Below are 21,476 nucleotides of genomic sequence, written 5' to 3'. Positions count from 1 at the left end.
AAGGGCCGGGGCCGCTCAGAGGTACGGGCCGCCGGAGCGGATCTGGCCGCCGCGCCCGTCGCCCTCCTCGTCGGGCAGCACGCCCGACGGAAGCGCGCGGCGCATCTGCTCGAGCTGGGCGCGGGCCGCCATCTGCTGGGCGAACAGCGCCGTCTGGATGCCGTGGAACAGCCCCTCCAGCCAGCCCACGAGCTGGGCCTGGGCGATCCGCAGCTCGGCGTCGGTGGGCACCGCGTCGTCGGTGAACGGCAGCGAGATCCGCTCCAGCTCCTCGATCAGCTCGGGTGCCAGTCCGTCCTCCAGCTCCTTGACCGAGCTGGCGTGGATCTCCTTGAGCCGGGCACGGCTGGCCTCGTCCAAGGGAGCCGACTTGACCTCCTCCAGGAGCTGCTTGATCATGCTGCCGATCCGCATGACCTTCGCGGGCTGCTCGACCATCTCCGTCACGGGGATCTCGCGCGGCTCGTCGTCGGAGCCGCCGTCCCCGCCCTTGGGAGCGGCGGTGCTGCCGAGGGCCATTCCGTCCGGCCCGACGACCAGGACGTGCTGGCTCTCCTGCGAGCGTTCGTTCATCGGCTGAGTCATACCCCCCATTCTGCAATGCCCGTCCGAACGGCCGGCGGGCGATCCCCCCGGGGGCACCGCCGTGAGCACCGCCGTGGGCACCGCTCGTCCCGGCGCCGGTTTCCGGTGTCGGAAACCGGCGCCGGCCTCAGCGCCGCAGCCGCAGGGCGAGCGAGGCCAGGCCCAGGCCCAGGAAGGTCAGCCCGGCACCGAGCGGCAGCACCGGGAGGAGCTGGCCGCCGGTGGCGGGCGTCGCACGGCTCCGGGCGTACTCCTCGCCGCTCCGGCCGTCGTCGTACACGTAGTCGTCGTAGTGGTCGCCCGCGCCGGTCCGCCGGTCGCTGACCTGCTCGGTCCGGCCCTGCGGGGTCTGCCGCGGCGTGCCCGGCGGCTCGGCGGAGCCGGCGTCGCCGGGCCCGCGGCCCCTGTCACCGTCCTCGCCGGGGGCCGTGCCGGACGGTTCGCCGGAGGGCTCACCGGAGGTGGGCTCCGGTGTGGGCGTGGGCGTGGGCGTCGGGTCCGGACCGGGGGAGGAGCCGCCCGGCGGCCACGGCGGCAGGGTGAGCCGCGGGGGGCGCTCGGTCTCCTCCGGGTCGTCCGGCTCCCGCGGGTCGTCCGGGTCCTCGCTCTCCTCCGGGTCGTCCGGGGAGGGGGTGGGGGAGGACGAGGGCTTGCCCCGGTCCTCCGATCTGGGCTCCACCCCGTCCTTCGCACCGCCGGGAACGGCCATCACGACCGCGGACTGCTGGGAGGCCAGGGCGACGGGTGCCGGGACGAGCACCATCACGCAGGCCAGCAGGGTGATCGCGGCTTCCCTCACCGCTACGCCCCCTCCCGTACCAGGCATCCAATGGTGTAACAAGCGTCACACGAACGCGCGGACCCGGCATCTCAGACGGTGAGGACGACCTTGCCCACGTGATCGCTCTCCTCGAGTACCCGGTGAGCCCGGGAGGCATTACTCATCGGCATCGTGCGGTCCACGACCGGGCGGACCCGCCCGGCGGCGACAAGCGGCCAGACGTGCTCGCGCACCGCCGCGACGATCTCCGCCTTCTCCTCCAGGGGACGGCCGCGCAGCGAGGTGGCCGAGACCGTACCGCACTTGGCGAGCAGCGCGCCCAGGTTCAGCTCCCCCCTCACGCCGCCCTGGAGGCCGATGACGACGATCCGGCCGCCGCGGGCGAGCGCCTTGACGTTCCGCTCCAGGTACTTGGCGCCGATGATGTCGAGGATCACGTCCGCGCCGCGTCCGCCGGTGGCCGCCCGGACCTCCTCGGCGAAGTCCTGCTCGCGGTAGTCGATCAGGACGTCCGCGCCCAGCTCCGCGCAGCGCTCCAGCTTCCTCCGGCTGCCCGCGGTGACCGCGACCCGCGCGCCGACGGCCTTGGCGAGCTGGATCGCCATGGTGCCGATGCCGCTGGCCCCGCCGTGGACGAGCAGGGTCTCGCCGGGGCGCAGCCCGGCGTGCATGAAGACGTTCGACCAGACCGTGCACACCACCTCCGGGAGGGCGGCGGCGGTGACCGGGTCGAGCGGGCCTTCGGGGGTGTCGGGCAGCGGCAGGAGCTGGCCGTGCGGTACGGCGACCTTCTCCGCGTACCCGCCGCCGGCGAGCAGCGCGCACACCCCGTCGCCGACCTTCCAACCGCCCACGCCCGGCCCCAGCGCGGCGATCCGGCCCGCGCACTCCAGCCCGGGGTAGGGCGAGGCGCCCGGGGGCGGGTCGTAGAAGCCCTGCCGCTGGAGGACGTCGGCGCGGTTGACGGCGCCGGCCGCCACCTCGACCAGCACCTCCCCCTCGCCGGGCACGGGGTCGTCCACCTCCGTCCAGGCGAGGACGTCGGGGCCGCCGGGTTCGGTGATGGTGATCGCGTGCATGGGGTGAAGCTACCTCCGCGGGTTCTCCGAGGGCATGACGGTGGTGGAGGGGGTGGCACGGCGGATGACGACGAGGCGGTCGGTGAGCTGCAGAACGGCCGCGTCCGGATCGTCGTAGCCCAGCACCCGGTGGCCGCGCACCACGGAGACCACGAGGTCCTTGCACTCGCGCGGGGAGCGACCGGCCTCGGCCTTGGTGACCGGGCGCTCGGTGAGGTTCAGTCCCGTGCCCTGGTGGATCAGGTCCTCCATGACCGCGCCCGCGCTGGGGCTGAGCATGGACATTCCGAGCAGACGTCCGGCGGCACTGGCGCTGGTGATCACGGAGTCGGCGCCGGACTGCCGCAGCAGCGGCGCGTTCTCCTCCTCGCGCACCGCCGCGACGATGCGCAGATTGCGGTTGAGCTGGCGGGCGGTGAGCGTCACCAGGACCGCGGTGTCGTCGCGCTGGGTGGAGATGACCACCTGGGCCGCCCGCTGTACCTCGGCCTTCAGCAGGACGTCGCTGCGGGTCGCGTCGCCGACGACGCCGGTGTAGCCGTCGGCGTTCGCCGCCTCGACGACCTTGCGGCTCGGGTCGATTATGACGATCCGCTCCCGGGGGACCCCGGTCGAGATGAGGGTCTCGGCCGCGGAGCGGCCCTTGGTGCCGAAGCCGATGATGACGGTGTGGTCTCGCAAGGAGGACCTCCAGCGGGCCAGGCGGAACTGCTGGCGGGTCCGTTCGGCCAGCACCTCCAGGGTGGTGCCGATCAGGATGATCAGGAACAGGACGCGCAGCGGGGTGATGACCAGGACGTTGACCAGCCGGGCGCTGTCGCTGACCGGGGCGATGTCGCCGTAGCCGGTCGTGGAGAGACTGACGGTGGTGTAGTAGAAGCAGTCCAGCAGCGAGACCTCGCCGTCGGCGCCGTCGGTGTAGCCGTCGCGCTCCAGGTAGACCAGCATGGCCGTCACGACCAGGACGGCCAGCGCGGCCAGCAGCCGCCGCAGCACCTGCCGCAGCGGCCCGGCCGCGGGCTCGGGCAGCTGCACGAAGTGCTGCAGTTCTTCGGGCGAGGTGTGGTTCATTCCGTCACGCCCACGGGAGTCTCAGGAGGTGTACGCCGGCGCCGGTGGCGGCGCCGCCGGGCGGCACGACCGCCAGGGCGGTGGCCGCCGCGATGCCGCGGAGCATCGCGGGGCCGCTGAACCGCAGCGGCCGTACGCCACCGCCATCCTGCACGACCGGGACCAGTCGTGTGTCACGGGGGTGGCCCTGGACCTCGCCGAGGAGGACGGCGGTGGGCGGGGCGCCCCCTCCGGCGGGCGATCCGGCGGGCGGCTCGGCGTACGGTTCCGCGGCGGTGGCGGCCCGCAGCAGCGGTTCGGCGAGGGTGAGCAGCCCGGACACGGCCGCCAGCGGATTGCCGGGCAGCCCGGCCAGGTGCGCCCCCGAGGGCAGCCGCGCCAGCAGCATCGGGTGGCCGGGGCGTACGCGTACCCCGTCGACCAGCAGCTCCGCCCCCAGCCGGCGCAGGGCCGGATGGACGTGGTCGACCGGGCCGGAGGCCGTGCCTCCGGTGGTGACGACGAGGTCGGCGGTGGTCTCCTCCAGTGCGGCGTACAGCGCCCCGGCGTCGTCGCCGAGACGGCGGGTGGCGGTGACCTCGGCGCCCAGGGCCGCCAGCCAGGGACCGACCATCGGGCCGAGCGCGTCGCGGACCCGGCCGCCGGAGGGGAGGCCGGAGGCCAGCAGCTCGTCGCCCAGCACCAGGACCTCGGCGCGGGGGCGGCGTACGACCGGCAGCTCGTCCCAGCCCGCGGCGGCGGCCAGTCCCAGCACGGCCGGGGTGACCGGCGTGCCGCCGGGCAGCAGGTGGTCGCCCGCCCGGCACTCCTGGCCGCGCGGGCGGATGTCCGCGCCGTGCTGGGGCGCCGCGTTCGCCCGCAGCCGCCGGTCGCGGACCTCGCCGTACTCGGAGCGCAGTACGGCGGTGGTGCCGGGCGGGATGCGGGCGCCGGTGGCGATGCGGACGGCGTGGCCGTCCGGGAGCGGGGCCGGGCGGTCGTCGCCGGCCAGGATGCCGTGCCGTGTTCCGTGTGCCGTGCCGTTCTCCGTGCCGGGGGCTGTGTCGCCGGCGTCCCGGGTGCCGTCCTCGGGGTCGAGCGGCTCCCACGGGCCGGGTCCGGAGACGGCCCAGCCGTCCATGGCCGAGGTGTCGAACGCCGGCAGATCGGTGAGCGCGGTCAGGGGGGCGGCGAGACGGTGGCCGAGGGCCTCCTCCAGAGGGACGGTGGTGGACCCGGAGCGCCGCCCGGCCCCGGCACGGGCGGCGGCGGCGCGGGCGGCGGGCCAGTCGCGGTGCCGTGCTCCGTCCCGTGGTCCCTGTGGTCCCTGCGGGCCGTGCGGGCCGTGCGGGCCGCCCTCCCGGGGATCCGGGCCGGGTCCGCGCCCCCCGGACCGGCCGCCACCGGACGCGGTGCCGCGTGTGCCACCGCGTCCGTCGGCCAGGGCGAGGGCGTCGGCCAGCTCGTCGCCGCTCATCCGGCGTCCGTTCCCTCTCCGCCGCCGGCCTCCCCGTTCCCGCCGGCCCTTCCGGTCTCCGCGGCCTCCTCGGCCCAGCGGCGGGCCAGTTCGGCGGCCTTGCGCGCGGTCTCGGCCACGTCCTCGGGGCTCCCGCCCGCACGCGCCGCCGCGTATCCGACGAGGAAGGTCGTCAGCGGGGCGGCGGGCCGGGCCACGCCGTGCGCGGCGTCCCGCGCGAGGTCGAGGAGGGCTGCGGTGTCGACGTCGAGGTCGATGCCGAGTTCGGCCTTGGCTGCGGTCATCCATTCGTTCAGCACGCGTCCATGCTCCCTGATGTGCGAGCGGGCCGAGGCGAGTTCCTCCCAGGTGTCGCAGTCGCGGGCCTCCTCGGGGCCGGCGGGGGCGATGCGGCGCAGTACGAGCTCGTCGGTGAGCAGCCGCAGGGGCAGGTTCGCCGGCCGTCCGTGCTCGGCCGCGAGCAGGGCCAGCTCGCGGCGGAGGGACTCGGTGCGGTAGGCGCCCAGGAGGGGCTGGGCCCGCCCGTCGTCCACGATCGCCCCGTCGGGGTCGCCGGGGCCGTGGGAGCCGCCGGGGCCGGTGTCCGTGCCGTACGCGCCGTGCACGGCGTCCAGCAGCGCCCGCACGGTGGCGGGCGTCAGGAACGGCAGGTCGGCGGAGAGCACCAGCACCGTCTCGCTCCCGACGCGGCGCAGCCCGGCGTCGAGGGCCGCCAGCGGCCCCCCGCCGGGCGGCTCCTCACGCGTCCAGTCCACCGGCCGGGTCGTCGGCCTGCGCGGGCCGACGACCACCGTCCGCGCCGCGTCCGCGCAGGCGTGCAGCACCCGGTCGAGCAGCGTCCGGCCCCCGACGGTGAGGGCCGGCTTGTCCGTCCCGCCGAGCCGGCGGGCGGCACCGCCGGCGATGACGACGGCGTCGTACACATGGGTCATGCCCCGAGTGTGGCCCCCTCCGCCCCGGCCAGGGTGAAGGGGGCCTCCGGACCGCGGCCCCGGGCGGGGCGGCGGCCGCTACAGGCTGCGCAGCAGTACCGCCGGCTGCTCGACGCAGTCCGCCACGTACCGCAGGAAGCCGCCCGCCGCTCCGCCGTCGCACACCCGGTGGTCGAAGGTGAGGGAAAGCTGTACGACCTGGCGCACCGCCAGCTCGCCCTCGTGCACCCACGGCTTGGGGGTGATGCGGCCGACTCCGAGCATCGCCGCCTCGGGGTGGTTGATGATCGGGGTGGAGCCGTCCACCCCGAACACGCCGTAGTTGTTGAGGGTGAAGGTGCCGCCGGTCAGCTCGGCGGGCTTCAGCCTCCCCTCACGTGCGGACTCGGTCAGCCGGGCGATCTCCTCGGTCAGTTCGGCCGCGTTGCGGGTGTGGGCGTCGCGTACGACGGGGACCACGAGCCCGCGGTCGGTCTGCGCGGCGAAGCCCAGGTGGACCCCGGGCAGCCGGACGATCTCGCGTGCGGCCGTGTCCACCGTCGCGTTCAGCTCGGGGAAGCGGGCGAGGGCGGCCGTACAGATCCGGGCGAGGAGCGCGAGCAGGGAGATCTTCGGCCCCGCGGCGTTCATCGCCCGCCGGGCGGCGAGCAGTTCGGTGGCGTCGGCGTCCACCCAGCAGGTGGCGTCGGGGATCTCGCGCCGGGATGTGGAGAGCTTGTCGGCGACCGTGCCGCGCAGCCCGCGCAGCGGGATCCGCTCGCCGTGGGCGGCACCGGCGGGTACGGGAGCGGGGGCGGGCGCGGCGGCGGACACCGGCGCGGCCCGGGTCGCCGCCACCGCACGCTCGACGTCGGCGCGCAGGATCAGTCCCCGCGGGCCGGAGCCGGCGACCCGCCGCAGATCGATCCCGTGCTCCCGCGCGAGCCGCCGCACCAGTGGCGAGATCACCGGGACGGGTCCGCCGGCGGGGCGGATCCCCTCGGGCGCGGACGGCTCCGCCGCCGGTGCGGCGGGGACCGGCGCGACGGGCACGGTGGGCGCGGCGGGCGCGGAGACGGGGGCCGAGGTGGGAATCGAGGCGTGCACACCGTTCACCGGGCGGACCCGCCGGCGGCGGGCGGCGGGCGCCCCCGTGCCGTATCCCACCAGTACGTTCCCGGACTTCTCCGAGGTGCCGGCGGTCTCGCCGGACCCGGTGGCGGACCCGGAAGCGGATGCGGCGGACCCGGCGGCAGGGGTTCCGGGGCCGTCGCCGGCCGGCTCTCCGGCCGTGGCGGCGGACGCCCCGACGGCCACCGTCACCAGCGGCGCGCCGACGGGGACCTCGGCGCCCTCCTCCCCGAACCGGGCGGTGACCACACCGCCGTACGGGCACGGCACCTCGACCATCGCCTTGGCCGTCTCGACCTCCACCACCGGCTGGTCGACGGCGACGACGTCTCCGACGGACACCAGCCAGCGGACGATCTCGGCCTCCGTCAGCCCCTCGCCCAGGTCGGGCAGGGCGAACTCGCGGACCTCGGCCATCAGCGGCCACCCCTCCCGGGCGTGCCCGCCCCGCCGAACGCCTCGGGCCGCTCGGTCCACTCCGACTCCCACTGGAGCCGGGCGACGGCGTCCAGCACCCGGTCCACTCCGGGCAGATGGTGGCGCTCCAGCATCGGCGGCGGATAGGGGACGTCGAATCCGGCCACTCGCAGCACCGGCGCCTCCAGGTGGTGGAAGCAGCGTTCGGTGATCCGGGCGGCGATCTCGCCGCCGGGGCCGCCGAAGCCGCTGGACTCGTGGACGACCACGGCCCGTCCGGTACGGCGCACCGACGCGCAGACCGTCTCGTCGTCGAAGGGGACCAGGGAGCGCAGGTCGACGACCTCCAGCTCCCAGCCCTCCTCGCGGGCGGCCTCGGCCGCCTCCAGGCAGACGGGCACCGACGGACCGTAGGTGACCAGCGTGGCGGACGTCCCCGTGCGGCGGACCCGGGCGCGGCCGATGGGCTCGACGGCCTCCGGCTCGTCCGGCGACCAGTCGGCCTTCGACCAGTACAGCCGCTTGGGCTCCAGGAAGACCACCGGGTCGTCGGAGGCGATGGCGGCCCGCAGCATCCCGTAGGCGTCGGCCACCGTCGCCGGGGTCACCACGTGCAGGCCGGGGGTGGCCATGTAGTACGCCTCGGAGGAGTCGCTGTGGTGCTCCACACCACCGATCCCGCCGCCGTAGGGCACCCGGATCGTGATGGGCAGCGGCATCGCGCCGCGCGTGCGGTTGCGCATCTTGGCGACATGGCTGAGGAGCTGCTCGAAGGCCGGGTAGGCGAAGGCGTCGAACTGCATCTCCACCACCGGACGCAGCCCGTACATCGCCATGCCGACGGCCGTGCCCAGGATGCCGGCCTCGGCCAGCGGGGTGTCGGTGCAGCGGTCCTCGCCGAACTCCGCGGTCAGGCCGTCGGTGATGCGGAAGACCCCGCCGAGCGTGCCGACGTCCTCGCCGAGCACGTGCACGGACGGGTCCTCGGCCATGGCGTCGCGCATCGCGCGGTTGAGGGCCTGCGCCATGGTGGCGGGCTTGCGGGCGGCCCCGGCCCCGGCCCGGGTCTTCCCGTCCGTCCTGCCCGCGCTCTTCCCGGTGGTCGCGGTCGTCATCGCTCGCCTCCCGCTGCGTCCTCGCCGTGCCCGTTCTGCTCGTCCCGCCCGTCGCTCTCGGCGTCCAGCTCGGCACGCAGCTGCGCGGCCTGCTCCATGAGCTGCGTGGTCTTCTCCGCGTAGACGTGCTCGAAGAGATCCATCGGATCGAGCACCGGGTCCTCGTTCATGGCCTCGCGCAGCCGCGCGGCCATCTCCTCGGCCTCCCGGTGCGCCCCGTCGCGCGTCGCGTCGTCGAACAGGCCGCGCTCGGTCAGCTCGCGCTCCAGCAGCGCCACGGGGTCGTGTTCGAGCCATGCGCCGACCTCGTCCTCGCCCCGGTAGCGGGTGGCGTCGTCGGCGTTGGTGTGGGCGTCGATCCGGTAGGTCACGGCCTCCACGAGGGTGGGGCCCTCGCCGCGCCGGGCGCGCTCGACGGCCTCGGTCAGGACCCGGTGGACGGCCGCGGCGTCGTTGCCGTCGACCAGCCGGCCGGGGACGCCGTAGCCGACGGCCTTGTGGGCCAGCGAGGGCGCGGCGGTCTGCTTGGCCAGGGGGACGGAGATCGCGAAGCCGTTGTTCTGCACGAGGAAGACCGTCGGGGTGCGCCAGACGGCGGCGAAGTTCAGCGCCTCGTGGAAGTCGCCCTCGCTGGTGCCGCCGTCGCCGACCATGGCCAGCGCGACCACGTCCTCGCCCTTGAGCCGGGCGGCGTGGGCGAGCCCGACGGCGTGCGGCAGATGGGTGGCCAGCGGGGTGGACAGCGGGGCGACGCGGTGCTCGTACGGGTCGTAGCCGGTGTGCCAGTCGCCGCGCAGCAGTCCCAGCGCCTCGGCCGGGTCCATGCCGCGGGCGACGGCGGCGAGGGTGTCGCGGTAGCTGGGGAAGAGCCAGTCCCGCTCCCGGAGCACCAGGGCCGCGGCCACCTCGCACGCCTCCTGCCCGGTGGAGGAGGGGTAGACGGCGAGCCTGCCCTGCTTGGTGAGCGCGGTGGCCTGCCGGTTGTAGCGGCGGCCCCTCACCAGGTGCGCGTAGAGCGTCCTGAGCAGGCCGGGGTCGAGGTCGGCGCCGGTGCCCAGCAACCGGTACGGCTCGGAGTCCGGCAGCAGCGGCACGGGGTCCGTGCGCGGCTGCCAGGCGGGCGGCGGCGCGGGGCGGTAGGCGCCTGGCTGCTCCAGGACTGTCATGCGGCACCTCCTGGTAGGGGGGCATCTGCGGGCAGGAGGCCGCGCTGGATCCGGCGGGCCCCCTACCGATTGTTCGGTCGCCGTCGCATTTTGGCTACGGGTGGCATCGCCCTGTGGACAAACGGTTCTGCACGGCGTGGGATGTCGGCAGGACGTCCATGGAGGGGAGGCGGCAGGCCATGCCGGAAGAACAGATGGTCCCCGAGGCGCCGGAGGACGGGCACCGGCCGCCCGCCAGACCGCTCGATCCCGTCGACCGGTCCATCCTGCGGATGCTGCAACTGGACGGGCGCGCCTCGATACGGTCGGTCGCCGAACGGGTGCACGTGTCCCGGGCGAACGCGTACGCCCGGATCAACCGCCTCGTCGAGGACGGGGTGATACGCGGCTTCACGGCCCGGGTGGACCACGAGCGCGCCGGCCAGGGCGCGTCGGCGTACATCACCCTGAAGATCGTGCAGAACTCCTGGCGCGCGGTGCGCGAGAAGCTCCAGGCGCTGCCGGGCGCCGCGCACATCGCGCTGGTCAGCGGCGACTTCGATGTGCTGCTGCTGGTGCACACCGCCGACAACCGGGCACTGCGGGAGCTGGTGCTCACCCGGATACAGGCGATGCCGGAGGTGCTGAGCACCCGCACCCTGCTGGTCTTCGAGGAGACCGATCTCGAACCCGAGCCGTGAGCCGGGCCGCCGGCCCGCCCGGAGCCGGGTTCCCCGCCCCACCGCCTCCCCGGCGCTCCCCTTCCCTCCCGCTCCTCCCTGCTCTTCCGCCCTCCCCCCCCTGCTCGCCACCGCTTGCTACTGCTTGCGCAGCCCCTCGAAGGCCAGCCGCACCACCGCGTCGGCGACCCGCTCGCGGTCCTCGGCGTCCCCGGGCTGCGGGCGGTACCACTCCACGATGGAGTTGATCATTCCGAAGAGCAGCCGGGTGGCCAGCCGGGCGTCGAGGTCCGAGCGGATGTCGCCCTCGGCGGCGGCGGCCTTCAGCAGCCCGGCCACCCGGTGGTCGAACTCCCGGCGGCGCTCCATCGCCCAGCGCTCGGTGCGGGTGTTGCCCCGCACCCGCAGCAGCAGGGTGACGTAGGGCAGCTCGGCCATCAGCACCTCGGCGGTGCGGCGGGTGACGTGCTCCAGCCGCTCGATCGCCCGCCCCCGGCCGGCGTCCGGCTCGTCCAGGATGGCGAAGAGGCCGTCGAGGGCGCGGGCTATCGCCCGGCGCAGCAGTTCCTCCTTGCCCCGCACATGGTGGTAGATGGAGGACTTGGAGATCCCCGCCGCACGGGAGAGGTGCTCCATCGAAGTGCCGTCGTAACCGCGCTCGTTGAACACCTCCACGGCCACCGCGAGGAGCGACTCGGGCGTGTAGGTGTCGCGCCCCGGCGACTTGGCTGAGGGCTTGGCCGGCGCCCCGGCCGACGGCTTGGCTGGCATGGTCCCGATGTTATCCACAGGCGGCCTGCCCCTCTTGCCCCGACCGATCGTTCGGTAGCAGTATCTACCTGTCCGTCCGTCCGCGCACGGCGGCCCGCGCGCCCTCCACGGCACGCCGGGCTCCGTCCGTACGGCACCGCCGCCCGCCCGCTCGACGAGCTCGACGAGGAGTTGGTCCCCGATGGCCGCCGCACCCACCCAGGCCCCGCCGCTGACCCCGGAGGGGCTCGCGGAGAAGCACCGCCCGACGCTCGAGAGGGCTCTGGAGGCGATCCGCACCAGGGAGTACTGGTCCCCGTATCCGGAGCACCCCAAGGCGTACGGCGAGGAGCACGGCACGCTTGGCCCCGCCGAGGGGAAGGCCGCGTTCGACGCCCTGCTGGGCCGCCGCTTCGAGCTGGACCAGCCCGGCACGGACGGCTGGGTGGGCGGCGAGGTCTCGCCGTACGGCGTCGAACTGGGCGTGGAGTACCCGCACGCCGACGTCGAGGCGCTGCTGCCCGCGATGCGCGCCGCACTGCCCGCCTGGCGGGACGCGGGGCCGGACGCGAGGGCGCTGGTGTGCCTGGAGATCCTGGCCCGGATCAACGCGCGCACCCACGAGTTCGCCCACGCGGTGATGCACACCAGCGGCCAGGCGTACCTGATGGCGATGCAGGCCGGCGGCCCGCACGCCCAGGACCGCGGCCTGGAGGCGGTGGCGTACGCCTACGCCGAGCAGACCCGCACCCCGGCCTCGGCCCGGTGGTCCAAGCCGCAGGGCAAGCGGGATCCGCTGGAGCTGGCCAAGGAGTTCACGCCGGTGCCGCGCGGCGTCTCGCTGATGATCGGCTGCAACACCTTCCCCACCTGGAACGGCTACCCGGGCCTGTTCGCCTCCCTGGCCACGGGCAATCCTGTGCTGGTCAAGCCTCACCCGCGCGCGGTCCTGCCGCTGGCGATGACGGTGCGGGTCGCCCGCGAGGTCCTCGCCGAGGCCGGCTTCGACCCGAACACGGTGGCGCTGGCCGCCGAGCGGGACGGCGAGGGCATCGCCAGGGAGCTGGCCGTCCGCCCCGAGATCCGGATCATCGACTACACGGGGTCGACCGCCTTCGGCGACTGGCTGGAGGCCAACGCCCGCCAGGCCCAGGTCTTCACCGAGAAGGCCGGCGTCAACACGATCGTCGTCGACTCCACCGACGACTACCGGGGCATGCTGGGCAATCTGGCCTTCTCCCTGTCCCTCTACAGCGGCCAGATGTGCACCACCCCGCAGAACCTGCTGATCCCGCGCGGCGGCATCGACACGGACGCGGGCCACAAGTCCTACGAGGAGTTCACCGCCGACCTGGCGGGCGCGGTGGACAAGCTGCTGGGCGACGACCAGCGGGCCGTGGCGCTGCTGGGCGCGATCGTCAACCCCGGGGTGCGCGAGCGGCTGGAGGGAGCGCCGGAGCTGGGCGAGACCATCCTGGCGTCGCGCGCGGTGGAGCACCCGGAGTTCCCCGGCGCCACGGTCCGCACCCCGGCGATCGTCGGGCTGGACGGGGCGAAGCCCGAGGCGGAGGAGGTCTGCATGTCGGAGTGCTTCGGCCCGGTCTCCTTCGCCGTCGCCGTGGACTCCACGGCCGAGGCGGTCGAGCTGCTGCGCCGCACCGTCCGGGAGAAGGGCGCGATGACGGTCGGCGCGTACACCACCTCGCCGGAGGTGGAGCGCATGGTGGAGGAGGCCTGTCTGGAGGAGTGCGCCCAGCTCTCGCTGAACCTCACCGGCGGGGTGTACGTGAACCAGACCGCGGCGTTCTCCGACTTCCACGGCTCCGGCGGCAACCCGGCGGCCAACGCCGCGCTGTGCGACGGGGCGTTCGTGGCGAGCCGCTTCCGTGTGGTGGAGGTCCGCCGGCAGGCCTGACGCCTCCCGCTGCCGAGGGTCCGGAGGCGCGCCGCGCGGTGCGCCTCCGGACCGGACGGCTCCCGGCGGGCCGCACTAGCCGATGTCGGCGTGCGCGCGGATCCAGGCGTGCATGGCGATGGCCGCCGCCGCGCCCGCGTTGATGGACCGGGTGGAGCCGAACTGGGCGATGGAGCAGACGCGTTCGGCGTGCTTCCACGCCTCCTCGGTCAGCCCCGGGCCCTCCTGGCCGAAGAGCAGCACACAGCGGCGGGGCAGTTCGGTGGTCTCCAGCGGGACGGCGCCGGGGAGGTTGTCTATGCCGATGACCGGCAGCCCCTCGGCCCGTGCCCAGTCGGCCAGTGCGGCCACGTCCGGGTGGTGGGTGATGTGCTGGTACCGGTCGGTGACCATCGCGCCGCGCCGGTTCCACCGGCGCTTCCCGACGATGTGGACCTCCTTGGCCAGGAAGGCGTTGGCGGTGCGCACGACACTGCCGATGTTGAAGTCGTGGTTCCAGTTCTCCACCGCGACGTGGAAGTCGTGCCGCCGGGTGTCGAGGTCGGCGACGATCGCCTCCCGGGTCCAGTAGCGGTAGCGGTCCACGACGTTGCGCCGGTCGCCGCCGGCCAGCAGCTCCGGGTCGTAGTGCTCGCCGGCCGGCCACGGCTCGGGGTGGGGGCCGACCCCCACCTCCGTGCCGTAGCCCTCGTCGTACTGCACCGGCTCGTCCCGCACCGGCCGGTCCTCCGTCTCGCCTTCGCTCACCCCACGAGGGTACGTGCGGGGCTGTCGGCCCCGGACGGCCGCGCCGCCTCCTCTGGCTCGCGCGGCCGGCCGCGGCGCAGCCGTCCGGCCGTCCGCGACACCCCTGCCCCGAGCCAGACCAGGAAGACCGTCGGCAGGAAGACGGCGTCGGCCGCGATCATGGCGAGCGAGAAGAAGGGCAGGCCGAGGATGACGGCGATGGAGGCGTGCTCCAGCATCATCACGGCGAGCAGCACGTTCTTCACCCGCCGGTTGAAGAGGGTGAAGGGGAAGGCGACCTGGACGATCACCGTGCCGTAGGTGAGCAGCATGATCACCAGCCCGCTGCTCCCCAGCACCTCGGCGAGGGCGGGCCAGGGGGAGAAGTAGTCCAGGTGCAGGGGGTAGTAGACGGCGGTGCCGTCCTGCCATCGGGAGCCCTGGATCTTGTACCAGCCGGCGGTCGCGTAGATCAGGCAGACCTCGGCCATGATGATCAGCAGGGTGGCGTTGTGGACGATGTTGCCCAGGACGTCCATCAGCCGGCGGGCGTTCTCCCGCCCGGCCCGTCCTTCCGCGGGGCGGGTGACGTACCACCACAGTCCGTACACCAGCCACAGGCCCCACAGGAGAGTCGCCCAGCCCACGTAGAGCACCGGGCCGTCGTCGCCGAACCAGCTCAGCCGGCCGCCGGCGGTGGCCACCAGCAGGAAGGCGCCGAGCACCGACCACAGCGCGATGCCGACCATGTCGGTCCCCCCGGCGCCCCCGGCAGCGGAGCGGCGGGCGCGGCGGGCGTCGAGCGACCAGACCCGGCCGCAGCGGGTGAGCACCAGGTACATCGCCATCAGATGGATGACGTTGTCGCCGCCGTCGCCCATGAAGACGCTGCGGTTCTGCAGGGACAGCACGCCGACCATGAACAGCACCGACATGGTCCTGGTCCGCCAGCCGGCCAGCAGCGCGGCGGCGGAGAGGACGGCGAGGGCGTAGACGGCCTCGAACCAGACGGCGCTGTCGGACCACAGCAGCACCGTGAAGGCGTGGTTGCTCGCCACCAGCCGCTCGCCCAGCTCCCAGCTCCACGGACCGTCCGGGCCGTACAGCTCGCGCCGGTGGGGCCACTCGAAGAGCAGGAAGACCAGCCAGGTGAAGGAGAAGCCGATCCGGACGACCGCGCTCTGGTACGGGCCCAGCGCCCGGTCGCTGACCCGGACGATGCCGCGTACGACCGCCTCGTCGGCCTTCGACAGCAGGCGCCGCGACCACGGCCGGGGCGGTGCGGCGGGCGACTCGCCGGACGGCCGGTCCCCGGCTCCGGCCTGCCGCTCCCCGGGCCGCCTGGCGCCGGGGACGGCCGGGGCGGGGGAGCCGTTCTCGGACTGCGTCACTGGTCCTCCGGGATGTCCGTGCGGTCGACCGGCCACCAGGGCAGCACCCGGTACGTGGTCCCGGCGCCCGCGCTCTCACCGCTCCACGGCGGCGGCGCGACCGGCGTGGTCGCCGACCGCACCTGCACGCGCCTGATCTCGCCGCCGTTCAGTTCGGGCCCGAACCGCGACATCACGATCCGTCGCAGGTACTCCTCGGAGAGGTCTCCGCGCAGCCCGTTGGACCGGTTCTCCTCGTCGTGCGAGCCGGTGAAGAAGTCCCAGGCGCGGCGGAGCTCGTTCTGGTCGGTGTGGCTGGGGAAGGGGTTGCCCCGGATGTTGTCGATGTCCATCGCCGTCAGGTCCACCCAGCCGGTCCGCTCGCGGCCGCCGTCCGGCCGGACCACCTCCGCGCGGGCGTGGACGGCGATGTTCTGCTGGAGCGGGTTGGGGGCGAACAGCTTCCAGTTCTGCTCGAACTCGGGGTTGATGTAGTCCGAGACCGTCGAACCGTACTGCTTGCTGAGGGTGTTGTCCGGCGCGACGTGCAGGAAGATCATCGCCAGGTGCACGCCGGTGAGCACGGTGACGACGCCCAGCGCCATCGCGACGGTGATCCGCGCCGCGGGCGGGAGCGACATCACACCCCGGGCGTCCTCCGGAGGCGTCCCGGAGGACGCCCCGTCCGCCTCAGGGGGCGGCGGCGCCCCCTGAGGCTTCTGCGCTTGTGGATCCATGCCCTCCCCGATCTCGGGCCCGGCCGGGCCCCGCTCTCACGACCCCGCGACACCGGTCGCGCTCCCCCGCGGCCGCCCCGGTCCGCGGCGGCCCTACGAGGTTATCCACAGCCTTGACACCTTGGGGACCGGAAGACCACCATTGAACCGAACGATCGGTCGGTTGGTTCCTCGCCAGGAGCAAGGGAGCTCTGCATGACGACGCTGCTGCCGGAGAAGGACCGGGGCGGAGGTCCCGGGGCGCACGAGGAGGCGGGTCAGGAGGCGTACCAGGAGGCGTTCGACGCGGCGATCGCGGCGGACGAGCGGATCGAGCCGCGCGACTGGATGCCCGACGCCTACCGCGCCACGCTGGTGCGCCAGATCGCCCAGCACGCCCACTCCGAGATCATCGGCATGCAGCCGGAGGCCAACTGGATCACACGGGCGCCCTCGCTGCGCCGCAAGGCGATCCTGATGGCGAAGGTGCAGGACGAGGCGGGGCACGGGCTGTACCTCTACAGCGCCGCCGAGACGCTCGGCGTGGGCCGCGACGAGTTGCTGGACAAACTGCACTCCGGGCACCAGAAGTACTCCTCGATCTTCAACTACCCCACCCTGACCTGGGCCGACGTCGGCGCGATCGGCTGGCTGGTGGACGGCGCGGCCATCACCAACCAGGTGCCGCTGTGCCGCTGCTCCTACGGGCCCTACGCGCGGGCCATGGTCCGCGTCTGCAAGGAGGAGTCCTTCCACCAGCGCCAGGGTTACGAGCTGCTGCTCGCGCTGAGCCGGGGCACCGAGGCCCAGCACGCCATGGCGCAGGACGCCGTGGACCGCTGGTGGTGGCCGTCGCTGATGATGTTCGGGCCGCCCGACGACGCCTCGAAGCACTCCGCCCAGTCGATGGCCTGGAAGATCAAGCGGCACTCCAACGACGAGCTGCGCCAGCGCTTCGTGGACATCTGCGTCCCCCAGGCCGAGTCCCTCGGGCTGACCCTGCCCGACCCCCTTCTGCGGTGGAACGAGGAGCGCGGGCACTACGACTTCGGGCCGATCGACTGGTCCGAGTTCCACGAGGTGCTGCGCGGCAACGGCCCCTGCAACGAGCAGCGGCTGGACCGCCGCCGCCGCGCCCACGAGGAGGGCGCCTGGGTGCGCGAGGCCGCCGCGGCGTACGCCCGCAAGCACGGGGAGCAGGACGGCGACGGAAGGACGGCGGCATGACCACCAGCGAATGGCCCCTGTGGGAGGTCTTCGTCCGCAGCAGGCGCGGCCTGTCCCACACCCACGCCGGGAGCCTGCACGCGCCCGACGCCGAGATGGCCCTGCGCAACGCACGGGACCTGTACACCCGGCGGTCGGAGGGCGTCTCGATCTGGGTGGTGCCGTCGTCCGCGATCACCGCCTCCTCGCCCGACGAGAAGGACCCGTTCTTCGAGCCCGCCGCCGACAAGCCCTACCGCCACCCCACCTTCTACGAGGTCCCGGAAGGGGTGCAGCACCTGTGAGCGCTCCCCGCACGGCCGTACTGGCCCTCGGCGACGACGCGCTGGTCCTCTCCCACCGGCTGGGGGAGTGGGCCGGGAACGCCCCCGTCCTGGAGGAGGAGGTCGCCCTCGCCAACATCGCGCTGGACCTCCTGGGTCAGGCCCGCACCCTGCTGTCGATGGCCGGCGACGAGGACGAGCTGGCGTACCTCCGCGAGGAGCGGGCCTTCACCAACGTGCAGCTCGTCGAGCAGCCGAACGGCGACTTCGCCCACACCATCGCCCGCCAGCTGTACTTCTCCACCTACCAGGAGCTGCTGTACGAGCGGCTCGCCGACGGCGGCACCGGCGACGCGGAACTCGCCGCGCTGGCCGCCAAGGCGGTCAAGGAGGTCGCCTACCACCGCGACCACGCCGAGCACTGGACGCTGCGCCTGGGCGACGGCACCGAGGTGAGCCACAGCCGCATGCGGGACGCGCTGGACGGGCTGTGGCGCTACACCGGCGAGCTGTTCCGGCCGGTCGAGGGCCTGGACGTCGACTGGGCCGGGCTGGACGGGGAGTGGGCGCGGCGCATCACCACCGTGCTGGAGCGTGCGACCCTCGCCGTCCCCGAAGGGCCGCGGAGCAGCCCCTGGGCCGCCGGCGCCGGACGGCAGGGCGTCCACACCGAGCCGTTCGGCCGGATGCTCGCCGAGATGCAGCATCTGCACCGCAGCCACCCGGGAGCGTCGTGGTGACGCCCCCGGCGGAGACGGCGGCGCCGGAGACGACGGCGCTGGAGACGACGGCGCTGGAGGCGGAGCTGCGCGAGATCGCCGGCTCCGTCCCGGACCCAGAGCTGCCGGTGCTATCCCTGGCCGAGCTGGGGGTGCTGCGCGGTCTGCACATCCTCGGACCGGGCCGGGTGGAGGTCGAGCTGACCCCCACCTACACCGGCTGCCCGGCGGTGGAGGCGATGTCCGCCGACGTGGAACGGGCACTGCGCGAGCACGGCGTGGCGGAGGTGACGGTCCGCACGGTCCTCTCCCCGCCCTGGACGACGGACGCGATCACCGCCGAGGGCCGCCGCAAGCTGGCCGAGTTCGGGATAGCACCGCCCCGCCCCGGTGCGGGGGCATCCGGAGACGGCGGGGGGCCGGTCGCGGTCGACCTGGCCATCCGCTGCCCCCACTGCGGCTCGACCGACACCACCCTGCTCAGCCGCTTCTCCTCCACCGCCTGCAAGGCGCTGCGCCGCTGCGCCTCCTGCCGGGAGCCGTTCGACCACTTCAAGGAGCTGCTGTGAGGTTCCATCCGCTTCGGGTCCGCGAGGTCGAACGGCTCACGGACGACTCGGTGGCCGTGGCGTTCGAGGTGCCGCCCGAGCTGTACGACACCTTCCGCCACGTCCCGGGCCAGCACGTCACCCTGCGGCGCGAGGTGGACGGCACGGAGGTGCGCCGCACCTACTCCGTCTGCTCCCCCGCCGTCCCCGCGCCCGCCGAGCCGGTGCTGCGGGTCGGCATCCGCCTGGTGGAGGGCGGCGCTTTCTCCACCCATGCCGTCAAGGAGCTGTCCGCCGGGGACACGGTCGATGTGATGCCCCCCACGGGCCGCTTCACCCTGCGCCCCCGTCCCGGCCGCTTCGCGGCGGTCGTCGGCGGAAGCGGCATCACACCGGTGCTGTCCATCGCCGCCACGCTGCTGGCCGAGGAGCCGGAAGCCCGGTTCTGCCTGATCCGCACCGACCGCACCACGGCGTCGGCGATGTTCCTGGAGGAGGTCGCCGAGCTGAAGGACCGCCACCCGGACCGCTTCCACCTGGTGCACACGCTCTCCCGCGAGGAGCGCCAGGCGGGCCTGCCCACCGGGCGGCTCGACGCCGAGCGCCTGGCCGACCTGCTGCCCGCCCTGCTGCCGGTGCCCGAGGTGGACGGCTGGTTCCTGTGCGGGCCGCACGGTCTGATCCGGGAGGCGGAGCGCGCGCTGGCGGCGCTGGGGGTGCCCGCCCCCGCGGTCCACCAGGAGATCTTCCACGTGGACGACGCCTCCCCGGCCGCCGAGAAGCGGAACGCCGCCCGTACCGCACCCGGCGGCTCGAAGCTCACCGCCACGCTCGACGGCCGGATGGGCGTCTGGCCGGTCGGCGAGGGCGAGACGCTGCTGGAGACGGTGCTGCGCAACCGCTCCGACGCGCCCTACGCCTGCAAGGGAGGAGTGTGCGGCACCTGCCGTGTGCGGCTGGTCTCCGGCGAGGTGAGCATGGACCGCAACTTCGCCCTGGAGCCGGAAGAGGTCTCGGCGGGGTACGTACTGGCCTGTCAGTCCCGGCCGGTCACCGAGGCCGTCGAGGTGGACTTCGATGCCTGACGGGCTCCGGAAGGTCCTGTGACGGACCCTGACAGGTCCTGGGGCCCCTCGTACGGCCCTCCCCTACAGGCCCGGTGAGCCCGGCGCGCTCCCGACCCCCGCGCCGGGCTCCTCGCCGCACATCCCACGTCTTGCGGCACACATCTCACGGTCCACATCTCACGGCGTGCGCCACAGCGCCCCCCGCCGCGCCGCGCCGCGCATCACGCCACGTGGGCGGGCCCCTGCCCGTCGTTCACCAGCGGCTTCCCGGCCGCCTCCCAGGCCAGCATGCCGCCGTCGACGTTCACCGCGTCGATGCCCTGCCCCAGCAGGTACCGCGTGACCTGCGCCGACCGGCCGCCGACCCGGCAGACCACGTACACCCGCCGGTCCGCGGCCTTCTCGGTCACCTCGCCGAACCGCTCCACGAACTCGCTCATCGGCACGTGCAGAGCCTCCTCGGCGTGCCCGGCCGCCCACTCGTCGTCCTCCCGGACGTCCAGCAGAAGGCCCTCCGGCGGCACCTCCGCGACCCCCACCGAAGGAATCCGGCCGTACTGCATCAGGTCACGCCCCTCTCACCGGCCCCGGCCCTCCGGCGCCGTCTCGCACACTCCGCACACTCGGCCGCCGGTCCGGCCGGCCGCCCACGAACCTAACCCGCCCGTCCGGCCTCCCCGGTCCATCCCGTCCGGCCCGCCGGGCCCATCCGGCCGGTCAGCTCGGCCAGACGCGCCTCCTTCTCGGCGATCCGCTCACGCAGCCGCCCGGCGATCTCCTCCAGCAGGCCGTCCGGGTCCTCGGGCGCCAGCCTCAGCATGGAGCCGATCGCGCCCTCCTCCAGCTCCGCGGCGGCAGCGGCCAGCATCTCCTTCCGCCGCGCCAGCCACTCCAGGCGCGCGTAAAGCCCCTCGCCGCGAGCGGCCTCCCGCTCCCTCACGGTCGGAGGTCCGGCGGCCCACTCCTCGGCCAGCGCGGCGAGCGCCTCCTCGTCCCCGTCGGAGTACGCCTTGTTCGCCCGGGTCATGAACTCCTCGCGCCGCCCGCGCTCCGCGTCGTCCTGCACCAGATCCGGATGCGCCGAGCGCACCAGCTCCCGGTACAGGCGTCTGGCCCGCTCGCTGGGCCGCACCCGCTCCGGGGGCCGCACCCGCTGCCCGGTGAGCATCGCGACGGCCTCCGGCGGCAGCCCGGCGGAGTCCATCCACCCCTGGTACAGCTCCTCCACGGCCGGCATCGGCAGGAAGGAGGCGCGTGCCTCACGAGCCCTGCGCAGATCCCCGGGGTCGCCGGTGCACGCGGCCACCGCCTCGGCGATCAGGACGTCCAGCTCCTCGATCCGGCCGTACAGCGGGCCGAGCCGCTGCTCGTGCAGCCGGGAGAAGTTCTCCACCTCGACCCGGAAGGTCTCCACGGCGATCTCGTACTCGATCAGCGCCCTCTCGGCCGCGCGCACGGCCCGCTCCAGACGCTCGACGGCCTCCCCGTCGTTCCTCGGGGCGGCCTCTGACGCGTCCTGCGGCTCGTGCCCGGCCTGCCGGGCTTCCTGCTGGGCTTCCGGATCCACGGGCTTCCTCGCGACGGCGTTCCACTGCGCCCCGGCCCTGAACGGGCCCTCACCGGGGCCCTGACCGGGATTCACGCCGCGGCCCACCGGGAAGGCTCCCCGGCCGGACGGCGGCGCCACCCGGCCAGCCTACGGCTCCCCGGGCCCGGGCCTCGCACCCCCGTCTCCGCCCCGACCCCGCGCTCAGCCCTCCACACCCGGTCAGCGCACCCGGTCACCGCACCCGGCCCCCGCCGG

22 protein-coding genes are annotated in these 21,476 nt (G+C 74.3%); 7 read left to right on the top strand and 15 right to left on the bottom strand.

What is annotated here, in order from left to right; all coding sequences use genetic code 11:
• Window positions 1–15: 15 nt before the first annotated feature.
• From QPK52_RS13070 to pdhA, 9 genes are all read right to left on the bottom strand, one after another.
• Window positions 16–585: a bacterial proteasome activator family protein gene (locus tag QPK52_RS13070; RefSeq protein ID WP_410537642.1), complete on the bottom strand. Its 570-nt coding sequence runs from the start codon at window positions 583–585 to the stop codon at window positions 16–18.
• A gap of 127 nt (window positions 586–712) precedes the next feature.
• Complete coding sequence (locus QPK52_RS13065) at window positions 713–1,384, bottom strand: hypothetical protein (protein WP_410537641.1); 672 nt, start codon at window positions 1,382–1,384, stop codon at window positions 713–715.
• 71 nt (window positions 1,385–1,455) lie between these two features.
• The gene (locus tag QPK52_RS13060; RefSeq protein WP_410537640.1) at window positions 1,456–2,445 is read right to left on the bottom strand and encodes an NAD(P)H-quinone oxidoreductase; all 990 of its coding nucleotides are present in this window, start codon (window positions 2,443–2,445) and stop codon (window positions 1,456–1,458) included.
• 9 nt (window positions 2,446–2,454) lie between these two features.
• Window positions 2,455–3,516 (bottom strand): potassium channel family protein, encoded by a 1,062-nt coding sequence (locus tag QPK52_RS13055; RefSeq protein WP_410537639.1) that lies wholly within the window; start codon window positions 3,514–3,516, stop codon window positions 2,455–2,457.
• 4 nt (window positions 3,517–3,520) lie between these two features.
• On the bottom strand, window positions 3,521–4,972 hold the full coding sequence (locus QPK52_RS13050) for a molybdopterin molybdotransferase MoeA (protein ID WP_410537638.1): 1,452 nt from the start codon (window positions 4,970–4,972) through the stop codon (window positions 3,521–3,523).
• Window positions 4,969–5,904 (bottom strand): NTP transferase domain-containing protein, encoded by a 936-nt coding sequence (locus QPK52_RS13045; RefSeq protein WP_410537637.1) that lies wholly within the window; start codon window positions 5,902–5,904, stop codon window positions 4,969–4,971. Before QPK52_RS13045 ends, QPK52_RS13050 begins: the two co-directional genes overlap by 4 nt.
• Window positions 5,905–5,982: 78 nt before the next feature.
• Window positions 5,983–7,431 carry a dihydrolipoamide acetyltransferase family protein gene (locus tag QPK52_RS13040; RefSeq protein ID WP_410537635.1) on the bottom strand — a complete coding sequence of 483 codons (1,449 nt, stop codon included), beginning with the start codon at window positions 7,429–7,431 and terminating at the stop codon, window positions 5,983–5,985.
• Complete coding sequence (locus tag QPK52_RS13035; protein WP_410537634.1) at window positions 7,431–8,546, bottom strand: alpha-ketoacid dehydrogenase subunit beta; 1,116 nt, start codon at window positions 8,544–8,546, stop codon at window positions 7,431–7,433. Before QPK52_RS13035 ends, QPK52_RS13040 begins: the two co-directional genes overlap by 1 nt.
• A complete protein-coding gene (gene pdhA / locus QPK52_RS13030) occupies window positions 8,543–9,712 on the bottom strand; it encodes a pyruvate dehydrogenase (acetyl-transferring) E1 component subunit alpha (protein WP_410537633.1) in 1,170 nt (389 codons plus the stop codon). The genes QPK52_RS13035 and pdhA overlap by 4 nt, the downstream gene beginning before the upstream one ends.
• Before the next feature lie 179 nt (window positions 9,713–9,891).
• Between pdhA and QPK52_RS13025 the strand changes: the two genes are divergently transcribed.
• Window positions 9,892–10,392 (top strand): Lrp/AsnC family transcriptional regulator, encoded by a 501-nt coding sequence (locus QPK52_RS13025; protein WP_177213924.1) that lies wholly within the window; start codon window positions 9,892–9,894, stop codon window positions 10,390–10,392.
• 117 nt (window positions 10,393–10,509) lie between these two features.
• On the opposite strand, the gene QPK52_RS13020 is transcribed toward QPK52_RS13025, so the two are convergent.
• Complete coding sequence (locus QPK52_RS13020) at window positions 10,510–11,142, bottom strand: TetR/AcrR family transcriptional regulator (protein ID WP_410537632.1); 633 nt, start codon at window positions 11,140–11,142, stop codon at window positions 10,510–10,512.
• 181 nt (window positions 11,143–11,323) lie between these two features.
• Between QPK52_RS13020 and paaN the strand changes: the two genes are divergently transcribed.
• Window positions 11,324–13,036 carry a phenylacetic acid degradation protein PaaN gene (paaN, locus tag QPK52_RS13015; RefSeq protein ID WP_410537630.1) on the top strand — a complete coding sequence of 571 codons (1,713 nt, stop codon included), beginning with the start codon at window positions 11,324–11,326 and terminating at the stop codon, window positions 13,034–13,036.
• A gap of 75 nt (window positions 13,037–13,111) precedes the next feature.
• Here the strand turns inward: paaN and QPK52_RS13010 are convergent, their stop codons facing one another.
• The 3 genes from QPK52_RS13010 to QPK52_RS13000 are packed head-to-tail and all read right to left on the bottom strand — an operon-like array spanning window position 13,112 to window position 15,773.
• Window positions 13,112–13,783, bottom strand: coding sequence for a TrmH family RNA methyltransferase (locus tag QPK52_RS13010; RefSeq protein ID WP_410537629.1), 672 nt, complete (start codon window positions 13,781–13,783; stop codon window positions 13,112–13,114).
• The gene (locus tag QPK52_RS13005) at window positions 13,780–15,153 is read right to left on the bottom strand and encodes an HTTM domain-containing protein (RefSeq protein WP_410537628.1); all 1,374 of its coding nucleotides are present in this window, start codon (window positions 15,151–15,153) and stop codon (window positions 13,780–13,782) included. The genes QPK52_RS13010 and QPK52_RS13005 overlap by 4 nt, the downstream gene beginning before the upstream one ends.
• A complete protein-coding gene (locus QPK52_RS13000) occupies window positions 15,150–15,773 on the bottom strand; it encodes a DUF5819 family protein (protein WP_410537627.1) in 624 nt (207 codons plus the stop codon). The genes QPK52_RS13005 and QPK52_RS13000 overlap by 4 nt, the downstream gene beginning before the upstream one ends.
• A 291-nt stretch (window positions 15,774–16,064) precedes the next feature.
• Here QPK52_RS13000 and paaA point away from each other — a divergent pair, with 291 nt between their 5' ends.
• From paaA to QPK52_RS12975, 5 genes are read left to right on the top strand one after another with little or no spacing between them, the layout of a single operon-like run.
• Complete coding sequence (paaA, locus tag QPK52_RS12995; RefSeq protein ID WP_410537626.1) at window positions 16,065–17,075, top strand: 1,2-phenylacetyl-CoA epoxidase subunit PaaA; 1,011 nt, start codon at window positions 16,065–16,067, stop codon at window positions 17,073–17,075.
• Window positions 17,072–17,359 carry a 1,2-phenylacetyl-CoA epoxidase subunit PaaB gene (gene paaB / locus QPK52_RS12990; RefSeq protein ID WP_410537625.1) on the top strand — a complete coding sequence of 96 codons (288 nt, stop codon included), beginning with the start codon at window positions 17,072–17,074 and terminating at the stop codon, window positions 17,357–17,359. The genes paaA and paaB overlap by 4 nt, the downstream gene beginning before the upstream one ends.
• Entirely contained in the window at window positions 17,356–18,078 is a 723-nt protein-coding gene (paaC, locus tag QPK52_RS12985) for a 1,2-phenylacetyl-CoA epoxidase subunit PaaC (protein ID WP_410537624.1), read from the top strand. The genes paaB and paaC overlap by 4 nt, the downstream gene beginning before the upstream one ends.
• A gap of 38 nt (window positions 18,079–18,116) precedes the next feature.
• A complete protein-coding gene (gene paaD / locus QPK52_RS12980; RefSeq protein ID WP_410540318.1) occupies window positions 18,117–18,626 on the top strand; it encodes a 1,2-phenylacetyl-CoA epoxidase subunit PaaD in 510 nt (169 codons plus the stop codon).
• On the top strand, window positions 18,623–19,690 hold the full coding sequence (locus QPK52_RS12975) for a 2Fe-2S iron-sulfur cluster-binding protein (RefSeq protein WP_410537623.1): 1,068 nt from the start codon (window positions 18,623–18,625) through the stop codon (window positions 19,688–19,690). The genes paaD and QPK52_RS12975 overlap by 4 nt, the downstream gene beginning before the upstream one ends.
• Window positions 19,691–19,893: 203 nt before the next feature.
• Here the strand turns inward: QPK52_RS12975 and QPK52_RS12970 are convergent, their stop codons facing one another.
• Window positions 19,894–20,235 carry a rhodanese-like domain-containing protein gene (locus QPK52_RS12970; RefSeq protein ID WP_410537622.1) on the bottom strand — a complete coding sequence of 114 codons (342 nt, stop codon included), beginning with the start codon at window positions 20,233–20,235 and terminating at the stop codon, window positions 19,894–19,896.
• A 92-nt stretch (window positions 20,236–20,327) separates the two neighbouring features.
• The gene (locus QPK52_RS12965; RefSeq protein ID WP_410537621.1) at window positions 20,328–21,239 is read right to left on the bottom strand and encodes a hypothetical protein; all 912 of its coding nucleotides are present in this window, start codon (window positions 21,237–21,239) and stop codon (window positions 20,328–20,330) included.
• Window positions 21,240–21,476 lie beyond the last annotated feature (237 nt).

Source organism: Streptomyces sp. KL2 (assembly GCF_046529545.1).
Taxonomy (GTDB): Bacteria; Actinomycetota; Actinomycetes; order Streptomycetales; family Streptomycetaceae; genus Streptomyces; species Streptomyces radiopugnans.
This window is presented reverse-complemented; position numbering and strand designations above follow the sequence as displayed.